At 57.9% G+C, this 19,746-nt stretch carries 17 protein-coding genes and 3 pseudogenes; 14 read left to right on the forward strand and 6 right to left on the reverse strand.

All coding sequences use genetic code 11. The annotated features are described in order from the left end of the window. Positions 1 to 207 precede the first annotated feature (207 nt). Positions 208 to 1,005: an IclR family transcriptional regulator gene (locus MTX21_RS36260; protein WP_280969231.1), complete on the reverse strand. Its 798-nt coding sequence runs from the start codon at positions 1,003 to 1,005 to the stop codon at positions 208 to 210. A gap of 206 nt (positions 1,006 to 1,211) precedes the next feature. On the opposite strand from MTX21_RS36260, the gene MTX21_RS36265 reads away from it, so the two are divergent. The 7 genes and pseudogenes from MTX21_RS36265 to MTX21_RS36295 all read left to right on the forward strand — a co-directional run. Next, complete coding sequence (locus MTX21_RS36265; protein ID WP_280969232.1) at positions 1,212 to 2,372, forward strand: aminotransferase class V-fold PLP-dependent enzyme; 1,161 nt, start codon at positions 1,212 to 1,214, stop codon at positions 2,370 to 2,372. A 52-nt stretch (positions 2,373 to 2,424) separates the two neighbouring features. Continuing rightward, the gene (locus MTX21_RS36270) at positions 2,425 to 3,216 is read left to right on the forward strand and encodes an amino acid ABC transporter permease (RefSeq protein ID WP_280969233.1); all 792 of its coding nucleotides are present in this window, start codon (positions 2,425 to 2,427) and stop codon (positions 3,214 to 3,216) included. Beyond that, entirely contained in the window at positions 3,213 to 3,908 is a 696-nt protein-coding gene (locus tag MTX21_RS36275) for an amino acid ABC transporter permease (protein ID WP_280969234.1), read from the forward strand. Before MTX21_RS36270 ends, MTX21_RS36275 begins: the two co-directional genes overlap by 4 nt. Positions 3,909 to 3,964: 56 nt before the next feature. After that, complete coding sequence (locus tag MTX21_RS36280; RefSeq protein ID WP_280969235.1) at positions 3,965 to 4,732, forward strand: amino acid ABC transporter ATP-binding protein; 768 nt, start codon at positions 3,965 to 3,967, stop codon at positions 4,730 to 4,732. A 29-nt stretch (positions 4,733 to 4,761) separates the two neighbouring features. Beyond that, the gene (locus MTX21_RS36285) at positions 4,762 to 5,655 is read left to right on the forward strand and encodes an amino acid ABC transporter substrate-binding protein (RefSeq protein WP_280969236.1); all 894 of its coding nucleotides are present in this window, start codon (positions 4,762 to 4,764) and stop codon (positions 5,653 to 5,655) included. A 120-nt stretch (positions 5,656 to 5,775) separates the two neighbouring features. Next, the gene (locus tag MTX21_RS36290; protein WP_280969237.1) at positions 5,776 to 7,128 is read left to right on the forward strand and encodes an amidohydrolase family protein; all 1,353 of its coding nucleotides are present in this window, start codon (positions 5,776 to 5,778) and stop codon (positions 7,126 to 7,128) included. A 901-nt stretch (positions 7,129 to 8,029) separates the two neighbouring features. Further along, a pseudogene (locus MTX21_RS36295) lies at positions 8,030 to 8,245 on the forward strand (DUF736 family protein); the annotation flags it as partial. A 136-nt stretch (positions 8,246 to 8,381) separates the two neighbouring features. On the opposite strand, the gene MTX21_RS36300 reads toward MTX21_RS36295, so the two are convergent. The 3 genes from MTX21_RS36300 to MTX21_RS36310 form a co-directional block, all read right to left on the reverse strand. Then, positions 8,382 to 9,707 carry a DUF3422 domain-containing protein gene (locus tag MTX21_RS36300; protein ID WP_280969238.1) on the reverse strand — a complete coding sequence of 442 codons (1,326 nt, stop codon included), beginning with the start codon at positions 9,705 to 9,707 and terminating at the stop codon, positions 8,382 to 8,384. An 86-nt stretch (positions 9,708 to 9,793) separates the two neighbouring features. Beyond that, a complete protein-coding gene (locus tag MTX21_RS36305) occupies positions 9,794 to 9,928 on the reverse strand; it encodes a hypothetical protein (protein ID WP_280969239.1) in 135 nt (44 codons plus the stop codon). Between the two features lie 18 nt (positions 9,929 to 9,946). After that, positions 9,947 to 10,333 (reverse strand): DUF2169 domain-containing protein, encoded by a 387-nt coding sequence (locus MTX21_RS36310; protein WP_280969240.1) that lies wholly within the window; start codon positions 10,331 to 10,333, stop codon positions 9,947 to 9,949. 607 nt (positions 10,334 to 10,940) lie between these two features. Here MTX21_RS36310 and MTX21_RS36315 point away from each other — a divergent pair. The 6 genes and pseudogenes from MTX21_RS36315 to eutB form a co-directional block, all read left to right on the forward strand. Next, positions 10,941 to 11,105 carry a hypothetical protein gene (locus MTX21_RS36315; RefSeq protein ID WP_280969241.1) on the forward strand — a complete coding sequence of 55 codons (165 nt, stop codon included), beginning with the start codon at positions 10,941 to 10,943 and terminating at the stop codon, positions 11,103 to 11,105. A 51-nt stretch (positions 11,106 to 11,156) separates the two neighbouring features. Beyond that, positions 11,157 to 11,504 (forward strand): trehalose-6-phosphate synthase, encoded by a 348-nt coding sequence (locus MTX21_RS36320; protein WP_280969242.1) that lies wholly within the window; start codon positions 11,157 to 11,159, stop codon positions 11,502 to 11,504. Then, on the forward strand, positions 11,462 to 11,935 hold the full coding sequence (locus tag MTX21_RS36325) for a trehalose-6-phosphate synthase (RefSeq protein ID WP_280969243.1): 474 nt from the start codon (positions 11,462 to 11,464) through the stop codon (positions 11,933 to 11,935). The genes MTX21_RS36320 and MTX21_RS36325 overlap by 43 nt, the downstream gene beginning before the upstream one ends. A 600-nt stretch (positions 11,936 to 12,535) precedes the next feature. Further along, positions 12,536 to 13,735 (forward strand): IS256 family transposase, encoded by a 1,200-nt coding sequence (locus MTX21_RS36330; protein WP_280969244.1) that lies wholly within the window; start codon positions 12,536 to 12,538, stop codon positions 13,733 to 13,735. Between the two features lie 852 nt (positions 13,736 to 14,587). Continuing rightward, the gene (gene hisN, locus MTX21_RS36335) at positions 14,588 to 15,376 is read left to right on the forward strand and encodes a histidinol-phosphatase (protein ID WP_280969245.1); all 789 of its coding nucleotides are present in this window, start codon (positions 14,588 to 14,590) and stop codon (positions 15,374 to 15,376) included. Between the two features lie 9 nt (positions 15,377 to 15,385). Beyond that, positions 15,386 to 15,925, forward strand: a pseudogene (gene eutB / locus MTX21_RS36340) (ethanolamine ammonia-lyase subunit EutB); the annotation flags it as partial. A 36-nt stretch (positions 15,926 to 15,961) separates the two neighbouring features. On the opposite strand, the pseudogene MTX21_RS36345 reads toward eutB, so the two are convergent. After that, positions 15,962 to 16,296 (reverse strand): annotated as a pseudogene (locus tag MTX21_RS36345) (LysR substrate-binding domain-containing protein); the annotation flags it as partial. 1,359 nt (positions 16,297 to 17,655) lie between these two features. Continuing rightward, positions 17,656 to 18,561, reverse strand: a complete 906-nt coding sequence (locus MTX21_RS36350) for a hypothetical protein (RefSeq protein WP_280969246.1) — start codon at positions 18,559 to 18,561, stop codon at positions 17,656 to 17,658. 195 nt (positions 18,562 to 18,756) lie between these two features. On the opposite strand from MTX21_RS36350, the gene MTX21_RS36355 reads away from it, so the two are divergent. Further along, positions 18,757 to 19,665 (forward strand): tyrosine-type recombinase/integrase, encoded by a 909-nt coding sequence (locus MTX21_RS36355; RefSeq protein WP_280970905.1) that lies wholly within the window; start codon positions 18,757 to 18,759, stop codon positions 19,663 to 19,665. The last annotated feature ends 81 nt before the right edge of the window (positions 19,666 to 19,746 follow it).

A 19,746-nucleotide genomic window follows, 5' to 3' on the forward strand; every position in this document is an offset into this window, starting at 1 on the left:
CATGCGGATGGACTATGTTCATACACACACCTGCTGATCTCGGCGCCGTCATTCGCGACAGGCGCAAACACTGAAGCAGCCGGCGATTTCATTCAGAATAGGCGAGGCGACTGGCGAAACCGACGAGATCGTCGATCACATCGATGGTGATACGTTCTCAGCCGATCACGCTCTCTCTCCTGCCCAGAAGGCCGGCGCTGAGGATCATCAAGTATCCTCAAGTGTGTCGTCTTCACTGTCTGTCTGAAGGATGGTTTGCGATAGCAGCGCGGCGGCTCTTTGAAGTGGAGGAATGAAGCGATCCAGCTCTGTGAAGCTCACTCGCGCCACGGGCACCGATACGCCAAGGCAGGCGATCAGCTCTCGGTCCGGGGAAACGATGGGGACCGCGCAGCCAACGACGCCCTTCACGTATTCCTCGTTGGTCTTGGCCCATCCGCGACGGCGAGTTTCCTCGAGAAGCTTCATGAGGGTGTCGTAATCCACGATGGTGTTGTCGGTGTACCGTGTCAGAGCGAGCGAACGACATAACTTCTCACGCGCTCTCTCAGGTAACCGACTCATGTAGATTTTTCCAGTCGAGGTGCAGTGAAGGGGAGCAGCCTCGCCGGGATTGAATTGAAGCCCCTGTGGTTGGGACACCCGTACGCTGTCGACGTAAGCGACGACGTTGTCGCGCACGACGCCAATTTCGCACTGTTCGCCGATCTCGCTGGCAACCGCGCGCAGCACCGCGTGTCGCCGCGCCGTGCGAAAAGCCGCGCCGATGACTTTGGCGGACAGTGTGACCAGCTGATTGCCCACCGCGTAGCGCTTGGATCCAAGCGCCTTCTGGAGAAGGCCGCGTTCTTCCAGGTTTCCAACAAGCCGATGGGCTGTCGGAACGGGTAACGAAAGGGCGTTCGCGATCTCCGCGACCGAGACGGCCTTCGTCTGATGAGCGACGTAACCGATGATGGCGAATGCTCGGTCGAGCGGTCCAGCCGTTCGTTCTTGCTGCGTCACGCGAATCTCCCATAGAGGTAAATTATCATTTTTTGGAATAAATACTACTACAATATGAAAAATACGTTAGACGCGCTTGCCCTTTGCTCATAACGTTGGCGCTGTCGTCTCATGATCAGAGATTGTGCAGCGCGCAGTGTGTTGGGCCTGCGGCTGGGGCCCGAATTCGACCGGTGCGAGGCGAGGTGTCCAAAAAGGAGATGGGAATGTCGCGTCATTACGACGTGGAAGCTGTGCGCAAGGAGTTCCCGGCAGCCGAAAGGATGGTCTACCTCGATTCCGGCTTTCAGACGCCGCTGGCGCGACCTGTAAAGACGGCGATCGACACCTTCCTTCGTGAAGGCTTGGAGACAGCCGGACCGAAAAGCGTATGGCTCGATCGGGTTGAGCAAACGCGTGCCAAGGTCGCCCGTTTCCTTGGTGTGTCAGCCGACGAAATCGCCTTCACGAAGAACACATCGGAAAGCATGAACGTCGCGGCGAATGCGTTGCCTCTGCGAGCCGGTGATAAAGTTTTGATGATCCACGGAGATCATCCAAATAACGCCTATGCCTTCCTCAATTTGAAAAAGAAGGGCGTCCAGATCGACTTCCTTCCGATGACGGATGTCGTCAACGCGGACACTTTCCTTCCCCACATCGATGAAAAAACTCGCGCGATATCGCTGTCGCACGTCACCTTCCACGCCGGACATCGCTTCGACATCGAGAGCATCGGCTCTCTTTGCGCGGATAAGAAGCTGTATTTCGTCGTCGACGTCATGCAGGCGATCGGGGTCGTTCCGATCGACGCGAAAGCTATTCAGGCAAGCTTCGTTGGCTCCGGCAGTCACAAGGGATTGCTCGTCCCTCAAGGTCTTGGATTGCTCTATTGGAATAAGAAGCTGGCGGAGTTGGAGCCTGCCTATCTCGCCGCTGCCAGCTTGGCCGAGATTCCTGACGACCTTATCGCGCGTGCCGATCGCTTGTCGCCATCTCCGAGCGCGCGACGTTTCGAACTAGGAAACTTCAACCTTCCCGCAATTCACGCGCTCGGCGCCTCCCTCGACATGATCGAGCAGATTGGCGTGACAAACATTCAGAACCATTGCTTCGACCTGGGCGATCATCTTATCGCCCAACTGGACGAGCTCGGCCTCAGTCTCGTCGGTCCGCGTCAGCGAGACCATCGCTCGCCACACATCTACGTCGTTGGTCTGCCCGCGACAGAATGGCTCGGCTACTTCGAAGAGAATGGCGTGCGTGTTTCCCCCGAGCGCGACGGCATTCGCGTGTCGTTCGGCATGTTCAACACGGTCGACGATGTGGACCGTCTGGTGCATCTCATCCGTGGACGCCAGTCAAAAAAGTCATTCAGGGCCGCTTAGGATTTGGCATGGGAGCGGCTTGAGAAAAACACCCGCAATCGTGAGGCTCGCGATGTTCGGAGTTCTTCTTGAAAATACGTCGGATGGCCAGCGGTACATCGACTGGCTTCTTTCGGGCCTTGGTTGGACCTTGGCGCTTGCCTTCTTCGGCTGGTGGATAGCGTTCGCGGTCGGAGTCGTCGTCGGCATAGGTCGAACCATGCGGAGTTCCTTTTTCAGGGCATTAGCGCGAATGTACGTGGAGATCTTCCGAAACATCCCCGTTCTCGTGCAGATGTTCCTTTGGTACTTCGTCCTGCCCGAGCTTCTTCCGAGTACAATCGGCGACTGGATCAAGCAGATTCCTCCGCCCTGGGGATCTTTCTTTCCGGCCCTCTGGTGTCTGAGCCTGTACACCGCGGCGCGCATCGCGGAACAGGTTCGGGCAGGCATCGAAGCCTTGCCGAAAGGGCAAGCCGAAGCGGCTGCCGCACTTGGTCTGAGCGGATATCTGACCTATCGCCATATCATCCTGCCGCAGGCTCTGCGCCTCATCGTGCCAAGCCTGACAAGCGAGGTGATGGGCATCTACAAGAACACGTCCGTTGCTCTGACCATCGGCTTGATGGAGTTGACCGCTCAAGCGCGCCAAATCAGTGACACTACGTTCCAAACCTTCACGGCATTCGGTGCCGCCACACTCATCTATCTTGCCTTGGCTCTGATCGCCTATCAGACGATGATGCTCATCGACAAAGCGGTGCGTATTCCCGCTACGGCACCGGGCAAGGAAGCTGTGGGAGCAGATTTTGACGACGTAAATCTTGAAGGCGCCGTGCCCAGCAGTATGGAGGTCGTGAAATGAACAGCCTCGATTTCTCGATCATCGCGCAGGCATGGCCCTATTTATGGTCAGGATTGCTATTCTCGCTCTCCTTGACGGCAGCTGCCTTCTTCTTTGGGATGTTTCTCGGAACGCTCTTCGCTCTCGTGCAGCATTTTGAACTCCGCATTCTGAGCCAGCTCGTCCGTGGCTACGTCGCCCTGATGCGATCGATTCCGCTCATTCTCGTCCTGTTCTGGTTTTTCTTCTTGGTGCCCGTCGTTCTGGGCCACCTGTCAGGCAATGGTCGTCCGATTCCAGTGGGTGCCACCTACACGGCGTTCATTACGTTCGGTTTGTTCGAGGCCGCCTATTATTCGGAAATCATCCGCGTCGGCTTGCGCGCGGTGAACAAGGGGCAATTCGAGGCCTGCCAGGCTCTCGCCTTGTCGACATTCGATACGTATCGCCACATCGTCCTGCCGCAGGTGTTTCGGGTCGCCAGCCCCATCATCCTGAGCCAGACCATCATTCTGTTTCAGGATACGTCCCTCGTGTACGTCCTGTCGCTCACCGATCTGCTTGGTGCGGCTTCGAAGCTTGCACAGCTCAATGGTCGCCTCGTCGAGATGTACCTGGCAGTAGCCGTTGCTTATCTCATCATAAGTTCCGCCGCGTCCCAATTCGTCGCCTCACTCCGCAAGAAGTACGCGATCGCGGGCGCCCATCCATAGTCAATCGATGATCTGATGGCCCGTCCTTCCCTGGCGGCTTCAACCTGGAGACCAGCATGCAGCAAGAGCGCACGGTTAGCCCAGCCGACCAACTCCCGATGGTTGTCGTCGAGCACCTCATCAAGCGGTTCGGCAGCTTCAATGCCCTGAGTGATATCAACCTCAACATTGCAAAAGGAGAAAAGATCGTACTCTGCGGGCCGTCGGGTTCCGGGAAGTCGACCCTGATCCGCTGCATCAATCATATCGAAAAGCATGATTCCGGCCGCATAGTCGTCGACGGGACCGAGCTTACAGATCGGATTCGCGATATCAACACTGTTCGCTGTGAAGTCGGCATGGTCTTTCAGAGCTTCAACCTGTTTCCGCATCTCTCGGTGCTCGAGAATTGCATGTTGGCTCCGATGAAAGTCAGAGGTCTTGCTCAGTCCGAAGCACGTGACCGAGCGATGGTGTTGCTGAGGAAGGTCCGGATCCACGATCAGGCCAAAAAGTATCCCTCGCAATTGTCTGGCGGTCAGCAGCAGCGTGTCGCTATAGCTCGCGCCTTGTGCATGCAACCCAAGATCATGCTGTTCGACGAGCCGACTTCTGCCCTGGATCCGGAAATGGTGAAGGAGGTGCTCGAAACCATAGTTGAGCTCGCGCAGGACGGAATAACAATGATCTGCGTCACCCATGAAATGGGTTTCGCGCGCGAAGTGGCGGATCGTGTGGTCTTTATGGATTGCGGCTCAATCGTGGAAGAGGGCGATCCGAGCACCTTCTTTCGCGCACCGAACACGGAACGGGCCAAGGCCTTCCTCAACCAGATCATTCACTAGCCGCATCTTACCCGAACAGAGAGATCTCCATGCCCAGAATGTTTGCACTGCTCTCCGCAACTGCTATCACCATGCTTTCATTCTCCACGGCTCAGGCCGGTCCGACGCTCGACAACATCAAGTCGAAAAAGGCGATCACCATTGGCTATCGCGAAGCTTCGATCCCCTTTTCCTATCTCGGCGGCGACCAGAAGCCCGTCGGTTTTTCCCTGGACCTGTGTGCGCATATCGTCGATCGGCTGAAAGCTGATCTCAGCACTCCAGACCTTCAGATAAAGCTCACGCCGGTCAATTCGTCCAACCGTATCCCGCTGATACAGAACGGTACGATCGATATCGAGTGCGGCGGCACTGCCAGCAGCAAGCAGCGTCTGGAGCAGGTCTCATTCAGCGTTTCGACCTTCGCCAGCCAAACGGCTTGGCTCGCCAAGGTGTCGAGCGGGTTCAAGACGCCGAAAGATCTAAAGGGCAAGACTATCGTTGTCACACAGGGATCCGATGCGCTTGGCATCGCCAAAAGTATCTCGCAGGATGAAGGTCTCAATCTTACGATCGCACAAGCCAAAGACCATGCTGAATCCCTGCTGCTGCTGGCCACCGGGCGGGCATCGGCGTGGGTGGAGGCGGACATTCTCTTGGCCGGTATGAAGGCGGATTATTCGAACCCCGCTGACCTCACTTTCCTAAGAGCCAACTACGGCACGATCTATTATTATGGTCTGATGTTCTCGAAGGATGATCCCGACTTCAAAAAAATGGTCGACGACGTTCTCTCTAAGCTTATGGCTTCCGGCGAGTTCACGAAAATCTACGATAAATGGTTCATGGCCGCGATCCCGCCGAAGAACATCAACCTCAACTTTCCAATGACCGAGGCTCTTAAGGAACGCGTCACCCATCCTAGTGATGTCGTAAACAATTGATCGTACCGGCCGCGGCCCTGGGAGCGTTGCTGACCAACGCCAGACGTACAGCATGTCTAACGCGAGCGGCGGTCGCAAATGCGGACGCAAGCGACTGTCCTTATTTAAAGGGAGCCCAAGATGAGTAGAGCTGCGATTGGCTGGGAGGCGATGACGGACTCCGATCGACAGATCGCACAATGGGTTGAGAAGACGCCCTTTGTGGATACCCATGAGCACTTGATTGAGGAAAGTCAGCGCCTTGCCGGAGCGATCCATCCGCGAACGTTACCGTGCAACGACTGGGCGTATTTGTTCAGGTCCTATGCTGCCGAGGATCTGGTAGTTGCCGGCCTCCCGGCGGCCGATTTGCGTAGGTTTCTCTTGCCGGATCTTCCAAGTCACGAAAAGTATCGGCTGATCGCCCCTTACTGGGACCGAATCCGCCACACTGGCTACGCCCAGGCGCTGCGCCATACGTTTCGCGGCGTTTACGGTGAAGACGATCTCACTGCCGAGAGCCTACCGCGCATCGCGGAGAAATATCGTGAAACCGTTCAACCTGGCTTTTATGCACGCATTTTGGGCCAGGCGAACATCAAGGGCTGCCATATCAATTCGCTACAGCGCATCTTCATGGAGACCGAACAGCCAGGGCTCCTCGATCACGATATAAGCATCCTTCAACTGTGCCGGTGTAGTGCTGCTGATTTTGCGTGGGTGGAGGCCGAGACAGGTCGATGCCCGACGACGCTCGACGAGTGGCTCGGCGTCATCGACTACTATTTCGCAACATACGGCGCCAAAGCCGTGGCCGTAAAATCGCAGATAGCTTATTCGCGCGCTCTTAATTTCAAGCCTGTCACCAAGGCGCATGCGTCAAGGCTATTTCCCCACCATGCCGACAGGGTCGGCGCGTTACATGCTCTCGGTCCTGAGGACCTCAAGGCGCTGCAAGATTATCTGTTCCGCTATTGCGTCGAAAAAGCTGGCGAGTGCGGCCTACCGGTCAAGCTGCACACCGGCGTTTTGGCCGGCTATGGCGTGATGCAACTCGGCCGTACCCACAGCAATGCCGCAGACGTATGCCGTCTGTTGCAAGACTTTCCCGAAACCCGTTTTGTTCTCATGCATATCGGCTATCCATACGAGCACGAGTTTATCGCGCTGGCCAAACATTATCCGAATGCCGCGATCGACATGTGCTGGGCATGGATTATCAATCCGGTGGCGGGCGTTCGCTTTCTGAAGGAGTTTCTGATGGCCGTTCCGTCGAACAAGATCTTCACCTTTGGCGGCGACTATGTCGCTGTCGAGCCAATTTACGGCCATGCGTTTGTAGCGCGTCGTGGAATCGCTATGGCACTCTCGCAATTGGTTGCCGAAGGGTGGGTAGCGCTTGAAGATACTCGTGGTCTGATAGAGAGGATCATGCGCGGGAACGCTCAACAGTTCTTTCGTAAACCACATCGAGAGCACGCAATACATCCCTGAACGGTGCACAAGCACGATCATTTCGCTGGGGGAAGCTTGGAAAATGGTCGCGTCAGCGGGATAGCCTGACTCGCTTTGGTCTACGGGTCTCCGCATCAGGTAAGCGAATGACCCGCGGCTACTCGAGTTGGCTATTCGAGCTGAAAGCCTAAGCCTCGTCAGCGTTGCCAAGCGCATTAGCGGATCGACCCGCGGGCGCGTCGGCGGCATGCTAGTCTAAGCGGGCGCCGTGCGCCACATGACTAAGGGCAGTGGCCCGAGTCGCGAAAACTGAATTGCACCTGTACTAGCCAAGTCGAGGGTTAATTCTCCGCCACCTTGGTAGAGATTTGGATCAAGCCGTCGAACTTCTCGACAATCGCCGACCCGCTGCCCGGCACGATTCGTAGCGCTGATCTACGATCAGGGGATCGTACCAAATATCGTCCCCAGATGGTGGCGCTTTGCAAGACGGACTGTGATGAACTGGTCCGGGAGTTTAGGTTTGTCAACTGCTCAGGGGGGTCGTGTGCACGAGGTGTGACCAGGATATAAAAATCGGAGATACGATATGACGGGCATTGACCGAGCTGGCATATCGCACGTTCGGGCTGCAGGATTAGGCAGTTCGAGCCTGGAGCCCGGCATATCTCTCCGCACGGCAAATCGTCGGAGCAGAACTGACACTCGCGGCAACGCGCGCCAGATCCGCTCCGAAATTCACCGCACTGCGATTGACACGCGCCCTCTCCCTTCAGCAACGGACGGATTTGGTGCCGTGATTACGCGTCGGCCGCGCGGCCCGTTCACATTTATTGCTGCGCTGTGATCCCACTGGAATCTCCCCCGGCTGAGCCAGAGCCGCGAGCCGCCTTCGAACGACCAACCAACCGCGTAGGGAATGGGTTGCACGCTCTCGGGTGCCGGCGACAACGCACCGAGCCACCGGGTCTATGTCGGCCGTGTGGAGATCGGGGCCGCCTAGTCGAAGCGCTCCAACGAGGGCCGCGATTATCTGGGTCTGAAGCTCGACGATCCGAGCTTCACCGCTGCGATCTTCGCCAACCTCTTCGCCGACGAGGAAGGTGAGCGCTTCAGCCTGATCTGGCCCCGTCCCAACCGTCGCAACGGCCACTGACCCGGCCCACATTGCTGCGCCCGGCTGTTCCGGGGGGCCATTACCTTGCGCAGGAGCCGGCCGCGATCTTGCGGCAGCGTCGCACCCCGACCATGCGAGATTCGCAGGACGGACGCACCGATTCCCTTAAGGAGCTCTAGTCGCAAGTAACCGAGGGCGCGTCGTTGTGCTTGAGGTGTCGCTTTCGGACATTATAACTCACCAGCCAGATCACGCCGACCGCGATCGGCACGAAGGCTGCGGTCAGGAACGAGGGCTCTACTCGCAGTCCGACGTCATGCGCGCCCTTGGCAAGATAGCTAAACAGGCTGACCACATAATATCCTATCGCCCCGACCGACAATCCTTCGACCGTGCACTGCAGCCGAAGTTGCTGTCTCGCGCGCTCGTTGATAGCTTGCAACAGGTCACGATTCTGTCGTTCGATTTCGACGTCGACCCGGGTTCGCAACAGATCGGCGGCACGCGCGAGCTTGACCGACAGAGTCGCCTGACGATCCTCCACAGTTGCGCAGGTTCGCATCGCCGGCGCCATGCGGCGTGCCAGAAACGACGACCAGGTCGGATAGCCCGAGACATCGTTGCCTTCAATGATGGATAGTCGCGATTGGACCAGCTCGTTATAGGCCCTACTGGCGCCGAATCGAAACAGGCTGCCGGTCGCGCCTCTTTCGAAGGATGCGGCCAGCGCCGTCAGCTCGGCAAGTAGGTGGTTGTTGAACTGCAGCCCCTCACCGCTTTGCATTTTCTCGAGCGCCTCAACAAGACGGCGGTCGATGCGATCAACAGATGGTGCAAGCTCAAGGGCCGCCGACAGGCCAAGCAGCGCCAATGGACGGTAGGTCTCGATTTCCAGGAGCCGTTGCACCAGCGCTCCGAGATCGTGCGACGTCAACCCGAGGTCGCAGACGAGGATTTTCGTAAAGCCTTTTTCGTCTACGCGGAAGTCTGAGGCGGCGACGCCTGCGCCGCTCTTTGTGGCAACCATGGCCAGGCTGTTCTTGTCAAAAATCTGTTCGGCCCGCGTGGTCGGCGAAGCGTCCCGCTCCACTTCTAGCCTGATCGCGACCAGCAACTGTCCGGTCTGACGCAACGCGCGGATCAGCGATCGGACAGTACCATCAACCTTGTCAAATTGGTCTGCGGCAGAACAATTTGCGTTAGTCCAGATCCAGGTGAACGTTGTAAATTCCGAATGCTGCTCCCAGCGTAGCGTAGCGGGCCCGATGACAATCTGATGAAGTTTCGCCGATTGCTCAGGCGGCGTAAGATTGCGCTCGAGGCAAAAATCGATAAAACGGCAGCGATCGCTTGTGGCCGCCTCGCCCTGTGCAAGAAAAGCGAAGTGGATCACGCTGAACGGCGAAATAAGGCGCGTGAAGGGGCGTGCGTGCACTTCGCGGAGCACAGCGTCGCGTTGCGGATGTGGCGTGAAGGTTCGCAGATCCAGTTCATCGACCATGTATTGACGCCTCGCTTCAGGTGAGCAGGCAACCGTCAGCCTTGACGCGGGATGCAATGGCGGTGCTAGGAAACGGTTGCGCGCGGCTAGGTTGCTGATGAAGTCATGTCGACGATCACTACCGAGGCCGCCTTGAACTCGGGAAAGAGGTCTTGCGGGAGGAGCGTCAGGCCAGGCAGATTGAGATGGAGCCGCCCCATCCAGCTTTCGAATGACGCCATCAACGTATGGTCCGGTGTTTACGGCGAAATGTCGGCATTGTGGCTCAATAGGTGTAGCGGCGCGCGCGCGACCTTGGCGGTGGCGCGCGGCACCGTTCGACGAATGCCTAGATTTACGTGGACATGGTTGTCTGGCCCTCCCTCAGGTGCCGCCGCGTGTCCGCCGATGGGCACCTCGGCTTGTGGCTTGGACTTGCCGACGTCGAGAGGGGTGCCGGGCGGAAGCTCCTTCGCGGCCATGACCCAAAGCTCCTGCTCGCCCTGCAAACGATCTGCGCGCGGGTTGGCGAGGTCGAACATCGCGAAGACCGAAATTATGAGGTTCGCCCCTGGAGGACGACGCTCGCATTTGGTCAACAGACCCAGTGTGCGGGGCTTTACAAGAACGGGCATGAAGCCTGCCAAGACGTTTTTCGTCCCCACCAATATCTCTCTAGCGTGACAGACTTTCGGTCGCACGATGCAAACGCGTCTTTATGTCCCATACCAAATTTGGTAGGCAGACGTTTAGCTCCGCGTTGCGCAAACTGTCGTTCCCGCGGCGAAGGTTGATATTCGAAGCAGGCGCAATTTGCTCCAGCAGAATCATCGGCTCCCAAAGCCGATCGATCGACCCGATATCGGACCAGAGTGCCGCTCACCAAAGAATTAAAGCCGTTTTGTCTGCGAAGAATCGGTACTTCGTGGCCGTGGGTAAGTTGCTTCGTTAGGCGAAGCCGTTGATGCGGTGGACGCGGACTAGACGCATTCGTCTTGCGACTGAGCAAGGGTGTGCGTGGGACGCCCTCGAGGCGGCTCGCTACATCTAATCCCAGCCGAGTGCACACGAAATCACCGAGTCCGATCGGCGGTCCGGCCGGAAATCTTCGGCGACCAACCTTTGCAAATTGATCGATGGCCGGCAAAACGGCAGTCAGACGGGAAGGATAACTTGTGAATCTCGTCATCGTATCGAACCGGGTCGCCGGTAGCGACGTCGATCAACCCAAAACAGGCGGGCTTGAGGCGGTCCTTGCTGCTGTGGGGCGATTTGGGTGGGGCCGAGGCGATGCTCGCTTATGATTTGATAGGCTTTCAGACCGACGAGAATCGACGGAATTTCCTTGCCTGTGTCCGTGCCGATTTCGAGCTCACGCCTGATGAAAATGGTGTGGTGATTTCCCGCAATGCCGCGTGACAAGATCGCAGGTATTTCCGATCGGCATAGATACAGATAGATTTGCACAAAATGCTGTCGAATGCCGATGCCTTGTTGCTATTGCAAGGTCTCAATCGCGAGAAACTTGCCGTCGACGTCGACCGGCTTGACTACACCAAGGGTCTCGACAATCGCGTTCGGGCAATCGATCACCTTCTGAACGAGGAACCGCGCAGCATCTCGCTTTTGCAGATCGCGACAACCTCACGATCCGGCATCAAGAGCTACGATGACTATCAGAGCGATGTCGCGGCTCTTGTCGAGGACGTCAACGCTCGGCATGGCGCGGACGGCTGGATGCCGATCCGCCACGAACGAAGCCTCAGAGTCAGGCAGTGCTCGCCGCCCTCTACCGTGCCGCACGTGTCACCTTGGTAACATCGTTGCGTGTCGGGATGAATCTCGTAGCGAAAGAATATGTTGCCGCGCAGGATGGCAGCGATCCCGGCGTACTGATTTTGTCGAAATTTGTCGGCGCGGCCAAGGAACTCGACGCGGCGCTCCTCATCGATTCCAACAACATCGAAGACATAGCGGCTAAGATTTCGATCGCATTTTCAATGTCGCAGCCCGACCGCATCTGCCGCTGGAAGAAGATGATGGCGAAGCTTCGAGTGTATCCCATCCAGAAATGGTCGGCGCACTTTATCTCCGAGTTGGAGAAAATTCGGACCGAGAAACTCGCGAGACAAAGCCCTCGGGATGTGGGCGGGTCCAGCAGTCTAAACCAAAGATCGAGGGAAAATTGGCCGGAGGAGCTGGCCGTTTTGACCTGCCGCGGCAGTAGGCATGCCCAGCATTCGGTCTGAGAGCTGGGAGATTCAATGAGGATTTCACCCACATCGTAGGCTTGGGCTGGAACCACGGTCCCTCAAGCGGCTCCAGACATCCTGCTCGGCGCGCTCAATAGCGTAGATGGCATCCCGAGGCCGTACCAGCCCACGACAGATATTTACATCCATGGTCATCCGTACATGGCACAGTCGGCTGCAGGCATGAGGGAAGGGACAGCCTACAATCCGTTCGGCGCCAGGGTTATCCTCATACCTCGACTTAAGGGCGGCTGAACGGAAGTGGCTTGTCATTGGCTGTTCTTGCTTGAAACCTCGGCTATCGGGCGCCGCAGCTTACCGCGATGCTGCGACTAGAGCAGTTCGACGCCGGCACAAAAGCCGGTACAGCGATCAACCTCCAAGGCTGAGATCGTCAAAGCGAATCGAAGATGACGAAGTTGCCTTTGTGTTTGACAGTCGGTCGTGTCCCCAGTGATGGTGTAGCTCGGTAGAGCAAAGCCGTCCGCACGCGCGCCCTACAATAGCGCCGTAGCGGGCGGACGGCTTTGCGGTGGTCACCGGCGATTCGCCGGTAGGGTCGGGTTGCTGACACCAACCTGATTCGAGGAACCACCGATGACCGACGAGATGATGAACCTGCGGACGCTCGTGGAGAAGACCCCTGATGCGGATCTGCTGCGCGAGATGATCGGCTTTGCCGCCCAGCGCCTGATGGAGCTGGAAGTGGAAAGCCAGACCGGAGCCGCCTATGGCGAGAAGAGCCCCGAGCGCCTGGCCCAGCGCAACGGCTACCGCGACCGCATTTGGGAGACCCGCGCCGGCGCGGTCGAACTGCGCATCCCCAAGCTGCGCAAGGGCTCCTACTTCCCCGGCTTCCTGGAGCCCCGTCGCATGGCCGAGAAGGCGCTTACCGCGGTGGTGCAGGAAGCCTACGTGCAGGGCGTCTCGACCCGCTCGGTCGACGATCTCGTGCAGGCCATGGGCATGAGCGGCATCTCCAAGAGCCAGGTGAGCCGGCTCTGCGCCGAGATCGACGATAAGGTGAAGGCGTTCCTCGCCCGTCCGATCGAGGGCGACTGGCCGTATTTGTGGATCGACGCCACCTACGTGAAGGTGCGCCAGCAGGGCCGCATCGTCTCGGTCGCGGTGATTGTCGCGGTCGGCGTCAACAGTGACGGCCGGCGCGAAGTTCTCGGCATGGATATTGGCCCGTCCGAGGCCGAGACGTTCTGGACCGCGTTCCTGCGCAAGCTCGCGCGCCGCGGCCTACGCGGCGTCAAGCTGGTCGTGTCTGATGCCCATGAGGGCATCAAGGCCACCGTCGCCAAGGTGCTCAACGCCTCCTGGCAGCGTTGCCGCGTCCACTTCATGCGCAACGCGCTCGCGCATGCCGGCAAGAGCGGCCGGCGTGTCGTCTCCGCCTTCATCGCCACCGCGTTTGCCCAGGACGATGCCGAGGCCGCAAAGACCCAATGGCGAAAGGTCGCCGACCAGCTCCGCCCCAAGCTCCCCAAGCTCGCCGGCTTCCTCGACGAGGCCGAGACCGATGTGCTCGCCTACATGACCTTCCCGCCCCAGCATCGGACCAAGCTGCACTCGACCAACCCGATCGAGCGCCTCAACGGCGAGATCAAGCGCCGCACCGAGGTGGTCGGCATCTTCCCCAATGAGGACGCCATCGTTCGCCTCGTCGGTGCGATCCTGCTCGAGCAGAATGATGAATGGGCCGTCCAGCGCGCCCGCTACATGACGCTGGAAACCATCGCGCCGTTGAGCGATGATCCCGCCGTCAGCTTCCCGGCAATCGCCAGCTGACTTGTCCGGCCCTCGCCGGCGAACGCGGTGTCCCACCGCCAGTTACACCACGCCTAGGGACACGATCTTGACAGTCAGCCCTTCAGCCTTGAACCCGCAGTTGCTGACGTGGCCTGATGGCGGCGAAGATTCGTTCGCCACGATTGGTGAAGACCTTGACAAAGACGAACACTGCCTCCGCGACTGGAAAACTCTGACAAGTTTGAGGCTTGTAGCATCGCTGTTCTAAATTGACTGGGGTGCGTCGCGCCCCGCAAGTTACCGAATTCGAGGAATTGATCGCGGCCGTCAGCTTTTGGTCAGGGGACGGGGTTAGTCAGGCACTGCCCGAAAGGTGCCTGGGCAGCCCCACGAACTCCTTCGCCGGTCATGCTGATCAGGTGGAGGGGAAATGTCGTAGCGTTTGATGAACACGTATCGCGCCTCGCGCGCGACGTTTGATGACCGGCAACGCGTTAATAGACAAATCACATATCTAGGGTGTCGAAAATGCCGCATGAATCTCGCAGCCTTAGTGTTATCGTTCGGTCCTCGTCGGGCGCGAAGGGCGATACCGGCGAGATAGCCGGAAGAACAATACAAGGTCGAGGATGGATACGTACTTCTTAACAATTCAAAGATAGTGGCGTTGCGTATCAGGCCGCTCTTGGCAACGACGATGATCCCACCGCTGTCGCGAGACGACACTTAAAATCCTGGTGGCAGACGCAGGACGTTTGCGGGAGCCTGGAGCCGCCTAAGCGGATTGCTTGAGCCTATATTGGCGCGTCACAAATACGGCATCTGGATACACATGCGGACGCGCTCCATCATCCGCGATCCGCGATGGCCGCTGTTCCTGAAGGAGTTGTAATGGCCCAATATGCCTCCACGGCAGACGATGCCGATGTCTATCTGTCATTCGCCGCCGAGCTCGCGGATTCGGTCAGGCCCATCGTGCTGTCCTATTTCCGCACGCCGCTGGATGTCGTTGCCAAGTCCGATGCCAGCCCGGTGACGATCGCCGATCGAGCCGTCGAGTTGCGTCTCAGGGAAGGGATCGAGGCGCGCTTTCCGGAGCATGGCATCATCGGCGAGGAGATCGGAGCCAAGCCCGGCGGAGCATTCACCTGGATCGTCGACCCGATCGACGGCACCAAGAGTTTTATCAGCGGCTTTCCCTTGTTCGGCACGCTGATCGCGTTGACCTATCAGCAGCAGCCGTTCTGCGGCCTGATCGACATCCCCTTTACGGGCGAGCGGTGGATGGCGAAGCCCAGCGTGGCGCGGTTTGGCGATGGATTGGCTCGGACCAGCGCATGCGAGAGCGTCGCCGACGCGAGCTTCTACACCACATCGCCTGACATGTTCCGCAAAGGCGAGATGGAGCCATTCGAGCGGCTGTCGCGAGTTGCGCGGATGCGCCGATTCGGCGGCGATTGCTACATCTATGGCCTGCTTGCGTCGGGACACTGCGACATCGTTCTCGAAACGGGGCTTCAGCCATATGACTACATGGCGCTGGTTCCGATCGTGCAGGGCGCCGGCGGCTGCATCACCGATTGGAAGGGATGCCCGCTCTCGATTCACTCGGAAGGGCGCATCTTGGCAACCGCAACGCCGCGGCTTCATGCCGAAGCGCTCGCCTTGATCCAGGGATAACCACCAATCATGCCTTACAGGACAGCCATCGGAGGGACGGTTGTCCGCTTTGCTAACCTCAGGGATCTGATGGCCAAGGTGACGTCCGAGCGGACGGGCGATCAGCTCGTCGGCATCGCCGCTGACGGTCCGGAAGAGCGGCTTGCGGCCAGATGGCGCTCGCCGATCTGCCGCGCAAGGCCATCCTGGCCGAGGAACTGATTCCGGCCGTACTGACGACGTCTCTCGCCTGATCTTGGATCGACATGATCCGGCGGCCTTTGCGATCGTCTCATCGCTCACCGTCGGCGAATTCCGCGATTGGCTGCTTAAGCCCGAAGGCCAACGGTAGCTTGAGGCGGTGGCGCCCGACGAGACGCCTGAAATGGTCGCTTCCGGTCTCGAAGATCATGCAGCTACAGGATCTGATCTCGGTTGCGTCGAAGCGGGAAGTGGTCACCACATTCCGCTACGAGGATCGGGCTAAAGGGACGGCTTTCGACGCGCAATCAGCCGAACCACCCGACCGATGATGCCTATGGCATCGCCGCGTCGTCCATCGATGGGCTCTAGACGGGATCGGGCGATGCGGTGAGCCTCCAATCAGTTCGCGGTGAACCATAGGTGCCGTTGAACCTGCTTCACGTCGGAGCGGATCAGCGTCTGATCGAGTAGATCGGTAGGCGTTTTGATTGATCTTGCCAGGAAAGGGCAACAGAGCGGGGTGACCGTCTCCTCCGGAGGAGGGACAACTTCGGCGCCCTCGGCGCGCGCGGGACCGTAGACGATATCGATTCAAAATCGTCATTGCTAAAGCGCGCATAATCCGTGTTTGCGACTAGTCGAACCTCAAGCTTCGGATAAGCGGCGAGAAACTGTGCGAGCCGTGGCGCCAACCATTGCGTGGCAAAGCTTGGAGCTGAACAGACGCGCACCAGCCGGCGCATCACAAGCAAAGGACGGGGAGTTCTGAAATTTATGGAAAGCCGTAGGCGCCGGCGCGGGATGGGCATAGTTATTGCCGATGTCGACGGCATGGCTAGGATCCGCCGAGGCACTGGATGGCGTCGAAAGGGCAGGACAGCGCGAGCGCAGACGCTCCACCAATCTCTGCGCCGCGTCTGATGGGGGCGCGTTCGAACCAAAGGCCGGCAGCGAATGACGCGGCGAGAGCGAGGATGCAGGCGAAATAGCTGTTCACCAGATCCCAGGTAGCGTTACCGGGTGGCGAGGAAAGTTCGTGCCATGACTATATTGCGAATGCGTCCGACCACATTGGTCCGGGGCAAATAGAAGAGCCAACCTTAGCATTGCAGCGATGGCGATAATCAGCGCGAAGCGGCTGTCGCCTGCCGTATTTCTGCTCAATAGGCCTTATGATGGCCAGGTCCACTTGCGAACAGCTCGCCGGGCGGTTGCCGACAGGCAGCGACGAAGCTCATTGAGCACTCATGTGCGGAGCGCGCCTCGGAATAGCGCGTCCCGTCACCCTCAGACCGTCGGCCTCCGGTTGCGCGCTTGCCTTTTCTTCCCGGATTAATAGAATTAACAGCTTTCAGGGCAGGCAAAGTTTCGGCCCAATAACACATAACTCGGAATTATGCGGTCATCAGACGGACGCTTGATTAGGGAATCTGCTGAGCGACTCTATGGTCAGGGGCAACCCATTTGGGACCCACAAGATCGCTGGAACGCGTACAAGCGCTCTGCCATCAATTGCTTCGCTGAACGGCACGCTCGTACGTTAGTTCAGCGAGCTGAGACAATACTGGATGCGGGATGCGGATGTGAGCCATACCCGTGGCTGCCAACACATGCGATCAGCCTTGATCGATTCAAGAGCCAGTTGCAAGGTCGGTCAAAGCCAATCGCTGGAGACCTTGAGCGGCTACCATTTGGAGATCACTCCATTGACTTCATCGTGTGCGTCGCATCCGTCCTGAACTATGTTTCCGCTGCAGAAGCCATTGTCGAGATATCACGAGTTCTACGTCCCGGCGGGCATTTGTTGCTACACTTTGAGACGTCGACGACCTTCGAACAGTTATTCAGATTAAGATGGGGCGCTCCTGTCGTCCGAATTGATACGTTAAACAGCGGACGCCAAGATACTCTATGGATCTACAGCCCCTCTTATGTGAACGCCCTCCTAAGCAACCGAGGGCTCAGCATCAAACAACGCCAAGGTTTTCACATTGGCTCGGCACTAGCGCTTCGATTTGGGTTTGATCAGCAAGTGTCGGCAAGACTCGCTCCGCTTGATCGCTTTTTGGGCGTGCTTCACCCGTTCGGCGATGACGCTATTCTTTTAGCCGAAAAGCTTGCATGAGCAGATTGCGTAACCTTCCGTTCGCGGCGAAAAGACCGATCAACGCAATCGATAGTCCAGCCGCGACAGCAGCGACTCTAAGTTCCTGAGCAAATGCTACAGCGATTCCTACAGCCGCCGGGATTAACAACAATCCTATGTAGAATAGGGTCGATGGATTCGCTGGTGGATTTGGATCCAATGAGAAGACCAAATCAATATTCTTCATCCCGTTTAGCACGACCCGTTTGTCCTTTGCAGCCCCGGCTCGGATCTTTTGAAGAAGCTCGTCCGCGACCTCTTGGTAGCGTCGGAACTTTTCGGCGGGCATAGTCCGCTCGTACCAGCGTTGATAGTGGGACTTGTAGATCAGCTCCACCAATCGAAGAAACTCGACGGCGGGCAATTCATCTCGATCAGGTTGAGAAGCAAACAACAGCACGGCCTTGCAGCTCTCTCGGTCGTGCAAGATCGTAGGATCTGGCGCCCAGTACGCCGCTCTCGCCGCCTTGAAACCAACCAAACGCATCAGCCGAACCAGCAGGGCTGGTCTTATGCTTGTCACGAGACTTCCATCAGCGAGCATTATTTCCGCGACAATGAAGTCCAGCGGAAGCCGCTTCCTTTCGATGTACCGAGCAATCAAATCGCAGAAACCGAAAAAAGCTCCGTAACCGCGCAGGTTGGGTGCGATCACCAGATGGTCGACTACTCCAATGGGACCTTCTGGATAATACATAAATGTGGCGAAGCCGCAGGGATTTCCATCGTACGTCAACCCAAAATAAGTGATCGATTGTCCTTGATTCGGGGAAGCGAGAAACTCGATCAGTTCGTTGGAAGCAGTACGGTGCTCTGGACCGAAGTGGTGGACATATAAAGCGAGAAAATCCGCCAACCTGTCAGAGCGTGCTCGCTTACGGTCGAACACCTCAATCGCAAACGTGGAGGAGATAGACGCCATAATTCCGAGTTATGTGCTCTCCCCGCGGCTCATTGTGAGGGTGTTTACCATTAATGAATCTGAGCCCATCCCAAGCCTGCTTGTACTGCGATAGAGACTGGTCGCGTTTGCGGATGGAGTGTGGTTGTGATGCTGATCAGCTCAGCGGTTGCGGAGTACTTGCGGTATTGTGCGATTGAGCGGCAACTATCCCCGCACAGCCTGCAAGCCTACGCTGTGGATCTGAACGACTTCCGTCGGTTCTTGGGTGCCGATCGTTCGGTTGAATCGATAATTGGCGCGGATCTTGGAGCTTATCTTTCCGATCTGTTGGAGCGGCGGAGGCTTTCGATCTCAACTGCGCGTCGGCGCTTCGCTTGCCTGCGCACATTCTTTCGTCGAACGGCCGTCTTGGAGCCTGCTGCGGATCCGTTCCGTGCCTGGCGACTGGAACTTCCGCGACGAAAGCGGTTGCCGCGTTGCCTCTCGCATTCTGAGGCTCGCAACGTATTGTCGGGCCTGGCAAGCGCCGGAAGAGTGACACCCATCTCGTCACGGTCCGTTTCAATCGCGGTGCGCCTGATGATCGCGACCGGAATAAGGGTAGGTGAGCTCTGCAACATACTTATTGCCGATGTGGCTCCCGAGGGGACGCGCGTCAGGATTCGCGGCAAGGGAGCGAGGGATCGCGAGGTGTACATCTCTGATCCGGGGCTTCGGTCGGGGCTCCTGCAGCTATTGGACGCGCGCGCGAAGCAGCCGGCCAAAAGCGCGCATGTTTTTGTGAATCGACTTAAGCGGCCGATGCGGCCGCAATCGGTTCGCCTCGCTCTTCGTCGCTATTCCAAATTGTCGAGTAGCCGGCGTCGGATTACGCCGCATATGTTGCGTCACACAGCCGCCACTCTATTGATCGAGCGCGGCGTCGATATCCGCTTCGTTCAAAAATTGCTTGGACATTCCAGCATATCAACCACGGAAATATACACGCACGTGTCCGACGAGGCGCTCAGAGCTAGCCTGGAGAAAGCTGATGTGCTGGCTAACCTAGCAGCATAGCTATAGGGGGCGGCCGGAGAGGTGGTGACTGAGCTGTGTTTCACATCGAGCCGAGAAGGATATCCCAGCATCGTAAAGCCG

It is taken from the genome of Bradyrhizobium sp. ISRA430 (assembly GCF_029909975.1).
GTDB lineage: Bacteria > Pseudomonadota > Alphaproteobacteria > Rhizobiales > Xanthobacteraceae > Bradyrhizobium.